This window comes from Pseudomonas sp. c313 (assembly GCF_055407145.1).
Window position 1 is genome coordinate 1 of record NZ_JBUZRD010000005.1, and the last position, 13,095, is coordinate 13,095.

The 13,095-nt window shown below is 61.4% G+C and carries 5 protein-coding genes and 2 pseudogenes; 3 read left to right on the forward strand and 4 right to left on the reverse strand.

What is annotated here, in order from left to right:
- From ACZRKZ_RS16315 to ACZRKZ_RS16325, 3 genes and pseudogenes are all read left to right on the forward strand, one after another.
- Positions 1-2,245 (forward strand): annotated as a pseudogene (locus ACZRKZ_RS16315) (condensation domain-containing protein); the annotation flags it as partial.
- Between the two features lie 198 nt (positions 2,246-2,443).
- A pseudogene (locus ACZRKZ_RS16320) lies at positions 2,444-4,921 on the forward strand (amino acid adenylation domain-containing protein); the annotation flags it as partial.
- A 59-nt stretch (positions 4,922-4,980) separates the two neighbouring features.
- On the forward strand, positions 4,981-5,946 hold the full coding sequence (locus tag ACZRKZ_RS16325) for an alpha/beta hydrolase (protein ID WP_463982095.1): 966 nt from the start codon (positions 4,981-4,983) through the stop codon (positions 5,944-5,946).
- 102 nt (positions 5,947-6,048) lie between these two features.
- On the opposite strand, the gene ACZRKZ_RS16330 is transcribed toward ACZRKZ_RS16325, so the two are convergent.
- The 4 genes from ACZRKZ_RS16330 to pvdM all read right to left on the reverse strand — a co-directional run bounded on the left by ACZRKZ_RS16330 (position 6,049) and on the right by pvdM (position 12,783).
- Entirely contained in the window at positions 6,049-8,475 is a 2,427-nt protein-coding gene (locus ACZRKZ_RS16330) for a TonB-dependent siderophore receptor (protein ID WP_463982096.1), read from the reverse strand.
- Between the two features lie 264 nt (positions 8,476-8,739).
- Complete coding sequence (locus tag ACZRKZ_RS16335) at positions 8,740-10,389, reverse strand: cyclic peptide export ABC transporter (protein WP_149413669.1); 1,650 nt, start codon at positions 10,387-10,389, stop codon at positions 8,740-8,742.
- Between the two features lie 117 nt (positions 10,390-10,506).
- Positions 10,507-11,400, reverse strand: a complete 894-nt coding sequence (gene pvdO, locus ACZRKZ_RS16340; RefSeq protein WP_463982097.1) for a dihydropyoverdine dehydrogenase — start codon at positions 11,398-11,400, stop codon at positions 10,507-10,509.
- Positions 11,401-11,433: 33 nt separating this feature from the next.
- On the reverse strand, positions 11,434-12,783 hold the full coding sequence (gene pvdM / locus ACZRKZ_RS16345; RefSeq protein WP_463982098.1) for a pyoverdine-tailoring dipeptidase-like protein PvdM: 1,350 nt from the start codon (positions 12,781-12,783) through the stop codon (positions 11,434-11,436).
- Positions 12,784-13,095: the final 312 nt, after the last annotated feature.

A 13,095-nucleotide genomic window follows, 5' to 3' on the forward strand; every position in this document is an offset into this window, starting at 1 on the left:
ACGCATCGTGTGTAGCGGTGAAGCGCTGGCGGTGGATATCCAGCAACAGGTGTTCGCCAAGCTGCCGAATGCCGGCCTGTACAACCTGTACGGCCCGACTGAAGCGGCCATCGACGTGACCTACTGGACTTGCACCGACGAAGGCCGCGACAGCGTGCCCATCGGCCAACCCATTGCCAACCTGACCACCTACATCCTCGACAGCAGCCTTGAACCGCTGCCAGTCGGTGTCGTGGGTGAGCTTTACCTGGGCGGCATCGGCCTGGCGCGGGGTTACCACCGCCGCCCAAGCCTGACCGCCGAACGTTTTATCGCCAGCCCATTTGTGGCCGGTGAGCGCCTGTATCGCAGCGGCGACCTGGCCCGCTACCGCGCCGATGGCGTGATCGAATACGTCGGGCGTATCGACCATCAAGTGAAGATCCGCGGCCTGCGTATCGAGCTGGGGGAAATCGAAGCGCGGCTGCTGGAACACGAGGCGGTGCGCGAAGCCGTGGTGCTGGCCCGCGACGGCAAGCAACTGGTGGGTTACGTGGTACTGGAACCATCGGTTGACGCTGATTGGCGTCAAATCCTCACCGAGCATCTGCACGCCTGCCTGCCTGACTACATGGTGCCGAGCCAATGGGTAGCGCTGGAGCATCTGCCGCTGTCGGCCAATGGCAAGCTGGATCGCAAGGCCTTGCCGGCACCAGATCAGGTCCAGGAGGCCTATGTAGCGCCGAGTACCGCTGCCGAGCAGGCGCTGGCGGCTATCTGGCAAGCCGTGCTGGGTCTGGAAAAAGTGGGTGTCACCGATAACTTCTTCGCCTTGGGCGGTGATTCGATTGTGTCGATTCAGGTGGTCAGCCGCGCCCGGGAAGTGGGTCTGGGCTTGAGCCCGAAGGATTTGTTCCAGCACCCGAATATTCGGACTTTGGCCCTGCGGGTGGTGAGTCTGGACGGCGCCGAGTCCGCGCACGTTACGAGTCAGGTACTGCACAGCCTCAGCCCCGAGCAGGTGCAGGCGTTGCCAATCCCGATGGCACAGGTGCAAAGCCTTTACCCGCTGTCGCCGATGCAGCAGGGCATGCTGTTCCTGGGCCTCAATGCCCCGGATGCCGAACTGTACGTCAACCAACTGAGCCTGCCGGTCAAGGGCTTGCAGGTGGAGCGCTTCAAGCGGGCCTGGGAAGTGGCGTTCGCCCGCCATCCAATCCTGCGCACCGGCTTCGTCTGGCAAGACCTTGAGCAGCCGCTGCAATTTGTCATGGATCATCTGGACGTGCCGCTGCGCGAGCTCGACTGGCGCGACGAAGTTGAGCCTGAGCGACGTGTGCAGGCATTGGCTGCGAGTGAACGAGTCCAGGGTTTTGACCTCAATCAGCCACCGCTGCAACGGATTATCCTGGTGCGCCTGGACGACCAGCGCCATCAGTTGATCTGGACCTATCATCACATCCTCATCGATGGCTGGAGCATCTCCCAGTTGATCGGTGAAGTGCTGGCCGAGTATTCCGGGCAGGCATTGGCACCGGCATTGCCGTACGAAAACTACATCAGCTGGCTGCAACGCCAGGATGCCCAGGCGGGCGAGCAGTTCTGGCGCCAACAGTTGGCGGTGCTGGATCAGCCGACCTACCTGGCCGATACGGTTGCGGCGGTTCGTCAGGGCAAGGGCCACAAGGCGCTTTACAGCCGTTTCGACAGCGCCACCACCGAAGGCTTCAAGGGCTTTGCCCAAAGCCAGCAAGTGACGTTGAACACTCTGGTGCAGGCGGCCTGGTTATTGCTGTTGAGCCGTTACAGTGGTCAGCGCAGCGTGGCATTTGGTGCCACGGTGTCAGGGCGGGCGGCCAGCCTGCCGGGTTCCGAGCGAATTTTGGGGCTGTTCATCAATACCTTGCCCGTGATCCAGGAAATCACCCCGCACCACAGCGTCGGTGATTGGCTGCGCCAGTTGCAGGCCTACAACCTGGACATGCGCGAGCGCGAATACACCCCGCTGGCCGATATCCAGCGTTGGGCTGGCAAGGCCGGGCAGGCGTTGTTCGACAGCATTATCGTCTTCGAGAACCAGCCAATCGACCAGGCCCTGCGCCAATGGCAGGACGACAGCCTGGAGTTCGGCGACAGCGCCAGTGCCGGGTTGACGGACTTCCCGATGGACTTGATGGTCACCCTCGAAGACGGTCTGGTGATCGAATACATGTACCTGCAGGAACACTTCAGTGATGCCGTGGTGGAAGGCATTCGCGCCAATATGGAAGGACTGATCCAGCGCCTGGCCAGCGACGCCGGGCAACGTCTGGGCGCCATCGGCCTGCCTGCCACACCGTCAGCGGTGCAGGCTGCGGCAGCGGTGCGTGAGTCGGGCTGGGTGCATGAACAGATCAGCCAGTTGGCGGCGGCCCAGGGCGATGCCCCGGCGGTGCTGTTTGCCGAGCGGCGCCTGTCATTTGCCGCGCTGGAAACCCGCGCTAACCGTTTGGCCCGGGCCCTGATCGCCGAAGGCGTGGGTCCGGATGTACGGGTCGGCGTGGCCTTGCCGCGCAGCGAAACCATGATCGTCGCGCTGTTGGCGGTGCTCAAGGCCGGTGGCGCGTATGTGCCGCTGGATGCCAGTTATCCACGCGAACGCCTGGCCTACATGATGCAGGACTCGGGGATTGCGCTGCTGTTGACCGACAGCTTGTTACGTGGGCAGTTGCCGATTCCGGCCAACGTTCATGTACTGGAACTCGACCAACTGACACTCGATGGTTTGCCAGCTACCGCGCCTGCGGTGACGGTGCACGGGGAAAATCTTGCGTACGTGATCTACACCTCCGGTTCCACCGGGCAGCCCAAGGGTGTGGCGGTCAGTCACGGTCCGCTGGCCATGCACTGCCAGGCCATCGGCGAACGCTATGAGATGAGCCCGGATGACTGTGAGTTGCACTTTATGTCGTTCGCCTTCGACGGTGCTCACGAGCGCTGGCTGACCACCTTGACCCATGGTGGGCGGCTGTTGATTCGCGATGACAGCCTGTGGACCCCGGAGCAGACCTACGCGGCCATGCATGAGCATGGCGTGACGGTGGCGGCGTTCCCTCCGGTGTACCTGCAACAGCTGGCCGAACAGGCCGAGCGCGATGGCAACCCGCCGCCGGTGCGCATCTACTGCTTCGGTGGCGATGCGGTGCCCCAGGCCAGTTTCGACCTGGCCCAGCGCGCCTTGCGCCCGCAGTTCATCATCAATGGCTATGGCCCGACGGAGACGGTGGTGACGCCGTTGATCTGGAAAGCCGGGCCACAGGACGTTTGCGGCGCCGCCTATGCGCCGATTGGCAGCCATATCGGCAATCGCAGCGCCCATGTGCTGGACATGGACCTCAACCTGTTGCCGAGCGGTCTTGCCGGTGAGTTGTATCTGGGGGGCGAGGGGCTGGCCCGAGGGTATCTGAACCGGCCGGCGATGACCGCCGAGCGCTTTGTTCCCGATCCTTACAGCCTCGACGGCGCACGCCTGTACCGTTCCGGCGACCTGGTTCGCCAGCGGGCAGACGGTACGACCGATTACCTGGGGCGTATTGACCAGCAAGTGAAGATCCGTGGCTTCCGTATCGAGTTGGGCGAAGTCGAGGCACGCCTCAAAGACAGCGCCGAGGTGCGTGAAGCAGTGGTCATTGCCCGTGACGCGGGTAGTGGCAAGCAATTGCTGGGTTATGTGATTGCCGCCGACAGCGCGGTTGATCAAGGCCTCGTCCAGCGCCTGCGGGAGCAGTTGCAGCAGACGCTTCCCGACTACATGGTGCCGACCCACTTGATCCGCCTGGAGCAGTTGCCACTGACACCGAACGGCAAGCTGGATCGCAAGGCGTTGCCGGAGCCGTCCGCCAATCTCGCCACCGGCGGCTACGTCGCGCCGGTGACCGAGGTGCAAAAGGCCCTGGCGCAACTGTGGCAGACCTTGCTCAAGGTGGAGCGTGTCGGCTTGGATGACAACTTCTTCGAACTGGGCGGCGACTCGATTCTCAGCCTGCAACTGGTGGCCCGCTCCCGTGTGCTGAAAAACCAGGGGTTCAGCCTCAAGCTGCGGGACCTGATGCAGAAGCCGACCATTGGCGAGTTGACCGCCGATGCCTCAGCCGCTGTGCAACGTTCACCGCTGCTGGCCCTCAGCCCTGCGGTGGCCGGGCGCTCGCCGCTGTTCTGTGTACATGCGGGCTTTGGCACGGTGTTCGATTACGAGCCGCTGGCACGGGCACTGTCCGGCCAGCGACAGGTGATCGCCATTCAGTCGCGGATGCTGCTTGATCCGCTCTGGCAGGACGAGTCGCTGCACAGCATGGCCCGCGACTACGTCGATTATCTGCGTCAGCAGCAAGCCGAGGGGCCTTACCACCTGATCGGCTGGTCCTTGGGCGGCACGCTGGCGTCGTTGATGAGCGCAGAGTTGCAACGCCAGGGCCAGACAGTGGAACTGCTGGGCTTGCTGGATGCGTATGTGCCTGGCGAGCCGTCGGTGCCGGTGGATGACTGGCAGGCGGATCTGCGCGAGTTCATCGAAGTGACTCGCTTCGACCTTTCCCGACACCTGCAGCTGTCTGGCACTGAAACTGCGCAAAACCTGCGCCAGCTGTTGGCCGACGCCCTGGCCCGGGAGGGTAGCGATGCGACCCGCCCAGGCTTCGGCGCCGACGAGTTGGCCCAGGTGTTCACCGTGGCACGACACCTCAAGCAGCGCTCGCTGCAACTGGCAGCGTGCGAGCCGCTTAAGGTTCGTCCCCAGTGTTGGTGGACGGCAGGTCGCGGTGAAGAGGCGATACGCTTGGCCGGGCAGCTTGAACAGCCCACCGCCGGTTATCTGCTCGATTGTGGTCACTTTGAAGTGCCGCGCTCCGAACAATTGTTGGCGTGGCTGGTGGACGCCCTGGCGGAACCGGTCGCAGTCCTTTGAAACCCTGAATACACACCGGGCGAGACCTCCGGTCCGCCCGGCACTACAGAGTGCCTTGTATGTCATTGAATCCTGATATTGCTGCCTTTCTTGAACTGGTGGGCAGCGGCCGGGCCACGGGGAAAAACCTGGCCATGCATCAATTGTCGCCGCAGCAGGCTCGCGAACAATTTGACCTGTCGTCGCAAATGATGGACGCCGGCGCCGCCGACCTGGAACAGGTGGACAGCCTCGATATCCTGAGCCGCGACGGCCAGCCACTGCCGGCCCGTCTGTACAGCGCCAGCCGCCTTGATCTTGCCGCGCCGGCCCCGGCGTTGTTGTACTTGCATGGCGGCGGCTATGTGGTGGGCAGCCTCAACTCCCATGATTCGTTGTGCCGGGCCTTGGCCGAAAGTGCCGGCTGCGCGGTGTTGTCGGTGGCGTATCGACTGGCGCCGCAGTGGCGTTTTCCCACGGCGGCCGAGGACGCCGAAGATGCCTGGCACTGGCTGGTGGAAGAGGGCACCGGGCTGGGTATCGATACGCAGCGATTGGCGCTGGCTGGCGACAGCGTGGGCGGCAGCCTGGTGGCAGTGTTGGCGGCGCAACTGGCCCGTAATAGTGCGCCGGTTCAGCCGCGTTTGCAGGTGCTGATCTATCCGGTGACGGATGCCAGCCGCAGCACTGCTTCCCTGAAGCGGTATGCCACCGGGTATTTGCTGGAGAAGGACACTTTGGAATGGTTCTACGGGTTGTATCAGCGGGAGCTGGCTGACCGTCAGGACCCTCGTTTTTCGCCGCTGTTGGGCGCGGTGCCCGAGGGGCTGGCGCCGACCTTGATGATCCTTGGCGAATGCGATCCCTTGCATGACGAGTGTTTGGCGTATGTGGTGCATTTGCGTGAGGCGGGGACGACGGTGAACGTAACGGTTTACCCCGGCATGACCCATGACTTTTTGCGCATGGGCGCGATCATTGATGAGGCTGAAGAGGCTCAGCAGGAGATTGGAGGGGCTTTGCGCCGGGTGTTTGGTTTGGTTTGACTTTTGGCGGCCGTTTAGCACAAACAAAAAAAGCGCATCAGCCAGGCTGATGCGCTTTTTTCATGGGCGCTCGTTCCACAAGGAACGAGGCCCGAGGATGGATCAGTAGGTGTACTTGAACGATGTCATGAAGTTACGCGGAGCGCCCCAGACGCCACCGGTGGTGGTAGTGGAATACTCTTGGTCGAACACGTTGTTCAGGTTTACCGAGGCCGACAGGTTTTCCGAGATGTCGTAGCGCGCCATCAGGTTGGCGACGGTGTAGGGCTTCTGCTCGTTGGTTTTGAGGTCAAAGCCCGCTTTGCTCTGCCAGTTGAAACCACCACCGACTGTGACCTTGTCCAGAGGCCCTGTCAGGCGGTAGCTGGTGAATGCCTTGAGGCTGTGACGCGGGATCTGGGTGGCAATCCGCTTGTCATCCTGATCGGTGCTGACGCTATAGGTATAGCCACCCGCCGCTTGCCAACCTTGGGCGAGTTCGCCGTTGAACTCCCATTCCACGCCCTGGGAGGTCGTGCCCTTGGTGGCTTTGTAGGCTTGCGAGTTGGAAGGCGTCAAGTTGGTGCCGTCGTAGACACCCAGGTTGTCCTGCTCAACCTTGAACAAGGCGAGGCTGGTATTGAGCTTGCCGTCGTTGAGGGCCGCCTTGACCCCGGCTTCGTAGCCAGTGCCTTCCAGAGGGTCCAGGTAGGCGCCGCTGACCGACTCCAGGGACTGTGGGTTGAAAATCTTGGTGTAGCTGGCATACACCGACCAGATTTCGCTCAGGTCATACACCAGGCCGGCGTAGGGAATCACGACCCCGGTTTCCGTGCGCTTGTTCTGGCTGACGTCGCCGGAGTAATAGCGGGTTTCATCGTCCTGCTTCCAGTCGATCACCCGGCCGCCGACGATCAGGGTGGTATCGTCGTTGAGGTGAAAGCGCGAGGTCATGTAGGCCGCGTACTGGTTTTCCTTGAAGTTCTGCTCGCCTTGCTTGACGAAGTCCGGCTTGGCGACGTTGCCGTTCCAGTCGTTGATCGGGCCAATGGTCCCGTTGTAGCCGGCAGAGTTGCCGGGGCGTATCCAGCCGCCGTAGTCCGGGGCATCTTCGTTACGGATCTGCGACAGGGTGACGCCAGTAATCAGCTCGTGTTCGCGACCAAACAACTGGAAAGGACCGGTGAGGTACGCGTCGACGGCGTTCTGTACAGGGTTGCCCTTGAACTTGTTCGGCATCACGTAGCCACCCAGGCCGGTGTTCTGGTCGATGCTGCCGGCGAGGAAGACGATCTCCGAGTCGTACTTGTTTTCGTTGCGGCTGTATTCGGCCTTGCCGCTCCAACCGTTATCGAACTGTTGTTCGATGGAGGTGAAGAAGGTGGTCTGTTCGTGATCGAAGTAGGACCAATCGGCAGAGGTGTTGAAGGCGCGTTTGAGGTCGGTTTTGTTACCGTTGCTGTAGGTCAGTGGGAAGCCGCTGCGCGGAGGCTGGTTGGAGTGTACGGTCAGGTAGCTGAAGCCTGCGGTGAGCAGGGTGCTTTCGCTCAGGTCGAACTCGGTGATGCCGTAGACCAGGTTGCGGTCCTGCTTGAAACGGTCGACCCAGGCGCCCTGGGTCTTGTAGTCCATGACCAGGCGGCCGCGGATGTTACCGGTTTCGGTCAGCGGGCCAGACACGTCGACGCTGGTGCCGTAGCGATCCCAACTACCGGCTTCACCGCCGATGACCAGTTGCGGGGTAAAAGTGGGGCGTTTGCGGATCATGTTGATGGTCGCGGACGGATCGCCCATGCCGCTGATCAAGCCGGTAGAGCCACGGACCACTTCAATGCGGTCATACATGGCGGTGTTCTGGGTGTAGTTATCCAGGCGCGAGGAAGTAGGCACACCGTCGATTTCATAGTTGTTGATCTGGAAGCCGCGGGAGTAGTAGGCGTCCGAGTCGGCACCCAGGCCTTCACGCACCACGGTGATGCCCGAGACGGCCTCAAGGGTATCGGTGAGGTTGGTCAGGTGCTGATCCTGGATTCGTTGCTGGGTAATGACCGTGATCGACTGTGGCGTTTCCTTCAGGGGGATATTCAGCCGCGTCGAACTGCTGGACGAGTCCGTGGTGTAGGAACCGGTGCCTTCGGTGGTCGAACCGGGAGCTTTGCCGGAGATGCTGATGGCGTTCAGTTGCAGCGCTGCGTCGGTGCTGGCCGGGGTCAGCGAAATGGTATTACCCGTCTGCGAATAGTTGATGCCGCTGCCCTGCAACAGGGTTTCCAGTGCCTGTGCTGGCTCCAGCGTGCCATTCACCGGTTTGGATTGAAGCCCGATAACCGTGTCCTGCCCGTACAGAATCTGCACGTTGGCTTGCTGACCCAGTGACTGCAAGGCGCTGGACAGCGGTTGTGCAGGGATATTCAACGGCACTGGAGCGGCCTGGGACTGGGTAGCGGCCATGGCCATGCTCAGTACGGCGCAGGACAGCAGGGTCCGCTTGAAGATCGGGCTCCGGGCTTGGGTCGCCAGGACGGGACGGCGCAGGATTGAGGTGTTCATCGCGTGAAGGGGCTCCAGAGAAGTGTGGTCAGAATTTTTGTTAATAAGAATTATTATTAGACGCATCGCGGGCGCAAAACCGGATGGAAAGTTCTCCAAAAAAAAACAAAGCAGGGGATAAATGTTGAAAGCCGCGGGTGAAGGCGCCGGTATGTTTCTGTGCTGCTGTAAAGACGAACCGGGCCTTCAGCAATTTAGTCGGCACATAAAAAAGCCCCTGGAACACTTGTTTTCAGGGGCTTCGGTCGATCCGCAGGGCTGGGGTCAGGCCACTTCTGCCTCGACCATGACGCGCCCGGATTCCATTCTTACCAGTTGGTCCGCGACGTCGAAGTAACGGTCATCGTGAGAAATGACGATGATGGTCTTGCCCAGGCGCTTGAGGTCCGGCAACAACTCGGTATAGAAAATCCGCCGGAAGGTCGGGTCCTGGTCCGCCGCCCATTCATCGAACACCAGCACCGGGCGCTCTTCCAGCCAGGCGTTGACCAGGGCGAGGCGTTTACGCTGGCCGGTGGACAGGTCGGTGGTGGTGAAATTGCCGTCCTTGACGCTGACCTTGTGGGCGATCTCCAGGCGTTCCAGGTATTTATTGGCGTCTTCGGGAATCTGCTGGTCACCCTGGACCACGTCATCGAACAGGTAGTAGTCGGCAAATACCGTGGTGAACAGTTGGCGGTAGTCGTCGCGGTTCGCGGCGTCGATGGCCTGGCCGTTGAGGCGGATTTCCCCCTGCTGCGGCGCATACAGCCCCAATAGCAACTTGATAAGGGTGGTTTTGCCACAACCGTTTTCACCGACGATGAACACGATATCGCCCTGACGAATGCTCAGGTTGACCGGCCCCAGGCGGAATGGATCGCTGCCCGGTACTTCAGGGAACGCATAACTGACGTTGTTCAGCTCCAGGCTATGCACCGGGCTGGCCTTGTCGCCCTGGTCGTTGAGCAGCAGGTGCGGCTCCGGCGAGGAAAACTGTTCTGACAGCTCGGCGATGCGGCGAAAGGCAATCTGCGCACGACTGACAATGGGCAGGGTGCCGATCAGGTGCTCCAGCGGGCCTTTCATGTACAGCAGCACCAGCACGAAACCGCTCATCACGCTTTTATCAGCGCTGGGCCAGAGAGTTTGCAGGGCCAGGGCCAGGCCGATGACCACGAAGAACAGCATCGAGCCGAAGGTCTTGGCGATGACAAAGGTGTTGATCGAGCGCACCTGGGTCTTGCAGATGAAGTCGGCGGTGGACTGGATGCCCGAGACAAACATGCGCTGGCGACGTGGGCGGTGGATGCGCAGTTCCTTGGCGCCTTCGGCTATGGCGTTGTAGTGCTTTTGCAGATCGTCTTCGGCATCCCGCGCCGCCATGAAACCCTTGATTCCCGCGCCTTGTGCCAGGTACTGAACCACGGTGCCGATGACGATGGCCACCACCATCAGCAGGAACATTGGCCACGACAACATCGCCAGATAGCCCATGCAGCCGAGGGTGACCGTCAGGGAAATGGCCAGCGGTGCGAAGGCAAAGGCGAAGTCGCTGATGGTGTCGACGTCGTGGGTCAGCACCGGGATCAACCGGTGGCTGCGATAGCGTTCGATCTGTTCGATGGGCGCCGACAGCACTTTCTCGCCCAGCTCTTTGCGCAGCTTGGCGATGATGTGCTGGCCGACGTAGTTGGTGCCGATGTCCGAGCAGATCGCGCTGATCAAGGCCAGTACGCACAGGCTGACAAACAGTGCCACGACCCCTTGGGTCAGGCCTGTTTGTGAGTGCAGGGCGTTGTTGATCGTTGCCAGCAGCACCGTCACGCTCAGGCCGCCGACCATGCCCAGCGCGATGGACAGGGCAACCACCAGTCGAAAGGGTTTCAGAAGGGTGAACAATTCATGAATTGCACCGCGCTTGGGCTGGGTCATGAGAGGTGAGTTCCTTGGGGATCGAGGCAGATACCCAGTAGAACGTCTGGCCAGGGATTTAATTTAACCGGCCGCCGACGGGTGGCGACCGGTTTTTCCAAAGCCTGCGGGGGCGTTTCAGAGATCGCGCACGACGCGAAAACCGATCCAGTCGCCACGGGTTTGCGGGTAGATGTTGTTGCGGTTGCCGGAGCGAGAAAAGATCGGTGCTTCGCCCCAGTCATTGCCGCGAATCTGCAGGGACTCGCAGCCCGGCTCTACCCAGGCGCTGCCGTCGGTGGGGGCGCCGATGTAGTTGGGATGTTCGCAGTCGGCTACCCACTCGTAGACGTTGCCGTGCATGTCGTACATGCCGAATGCATTGGGCGGGTAGCTGCCCACGGGCGCGCTGTAGCTGTAGCCATCTGCCGGGCCGTAGGTGTTGGCATGTTTGGCGATGCTGTATTCCTTGCCTTCATCGAACGGGAATGGAAACGGCCCGGTGGAGCCCGCGCGGGCGGCGTATTCGCGCTGGGCCTCGCTGACCAGGTGGTAGCGTTGCCCGGTGGTTTTCGACAGCCAGGTGACGTAGTTCTTCACGTCGTCAAAGTCCATGCACACCGCCGGCTGGCGCGGGCCTTGAGGGTAGCGTGGCTTGCTGGCGATGCATTCGCGGCCGGGACGCTCATCGCCATTGGCGATCTTGACCCCGGTCTGGCGCACATAACTGTCCCACTCGGCAGCGGTGATCTGGAACCGGCTCATGGCGAAGGGCTTGGCGAAGGTCACCTCGTGCATCGGTCCTTCATCGGGCTCGCGGCCGACTTCATCTTCCGGCGTGCCCATGGTGAAGGTGCCGGCCGGCAGCACGACCATTTCCGGGCAATCCTTGCAGTCCTTGAACACCTTGCCCGGTGCCGGGGTGGCGGCCTGGGCGATACCGGGCAGCAGCGCGCCGCACAGCGCAGTCAGGGCCAGGGCTGCCAGTGGTTTAAGGCGTTGGCGATGGAGGCTTGGGATATCACTGTTCATGGGAGATCTCGATCAATTGAAAAAGGGCAGGCGTCAACGATTGGCCACTGGCTTGGCGGCTTTCTGCACCTGGTCCCAGACCCGCAGGAAGTTGGCGCCCCACAGCTTGGCGATGTCCGCTTCGGAGTAGCCGCGCTGGATCAACTCGGCGGTCACGTTGCGCACCTCGCTGACGTTTTCCCAGCCCTTGACGCCGCCGCCTTCGTTGAAGTCCGAGGCGATGCCGACGTGGTCGATACCGATTTTGCCCACGGTGTAGTCGATAGCGTCGCCCAGGTCCTTGAGGGTGGCCTTGGGTTCTTCTTCGAGAATGGCGTAGAGCCCTTGGGCGTATTGGCCGAACTTCTGTTCGGGCCAGGCCGCAATGATCGGGTCGCCAGGCATCAACGCCATGGCCAGGTTGGGCAGTGGTGGCAGATCAAAGCGGGCGCGCAGGGCGTTGAGCTTGTCCTGAGTAGGCTGGCTGAGGGGTCTCAGATAGGCCGGGAAACCCACCACCTGGACCACGCCGCCACTGTTTTTGATCAGTTGCATTTCCTTGTCGCTGAGATTACGCGGGATGTCCACGGCGGCGCGCGGTGCCGAGTGGGAGGCGACCATCGGTGTGCGGCTCAGGTGTGCGACCTGTTCCAGGGCCTTGGTCGACATTTGTGAAACATCGATAATCACCCCCAGGTCATTGAGGCGATGAACTGCCTGTTTGCCGATGTCCGAGAGCCCGTCGAGAGCGTCCGGCGAGTCATTGAAAAACGGCAGTGGGCGCGATGAGTCCGACCAGGCGTTGTTGCCGATATAGCTGAAGCCGAACATGCGCATGCCCCGCGCCGTCCACAGGTCCAGCAGGTTCAGGTCATTGCCCAGCGGGTAGGCGTTGAGCATGCTGATAAAGACCGCGAACTTGCCTTCGCCATGCAGGCGCCGAAAGTCATCCGGGGTGTAGGCAATACCGACCTGATTGGGGAAGTCGCGGACCATGCCGGAGATGATCTGGTAGCGAACCTCCTGCTGATGGCGCGCTTCTTCGACAAAACCTTCGGTGGGTTTGTGCGGGGCGTTGGGGCCGTTCCACATTTCCGGCCAGCCGAAGATGGTCAGTGCCGCCCCGGAGAGGCGTCCGCGGTTGGCCTTGGCCAGGTCAAACTGGCCGCTGCCATCCTTGTCGGCTTCATTGCCCGCGGTACCGAAGTCCAGGGGCACGGTGATATGGCTGTCGAAAGACAGCAGCCGATCGTGCAGTTCATCCGCCTGCTTGATTACTTCCAACGGATACCCGGCGTTGCCCTTGAACCAGTAATCCCAGACCAGAAAACCTGCCCCGGCGCCAATGGCCAGGGCCAGCGGCAGGCCGATATATATAGCCTTTTTCGAACGTGGTTTTGTCATTGCCATCTCAGTCGGTTCGCTGTCGAGGTGCAGGCACAAGGGCCCTTTGCTATCTGGGAAGAACGAGCGGTGGGCTTGGAAATTTAGGCGGGCCGCCAAGGCTAATGCCGATCAGTTAAGCGAACGAGCCCCCCTGTAGGAGCGAGCTTGCTCGCGATGGTCGTTAACGATGACGCGGGTTTCCTGGATGAATGCGGTGCCCTCAGGTTCTTCGCGAGCAAGAACTAGGCGTCCCCCTCGCTCCTACAGTAGTTGGCTTAACTGATCGGCATTAGGCACCAGGGCTGGTAAATTTCCCGTCGATGCAAACGT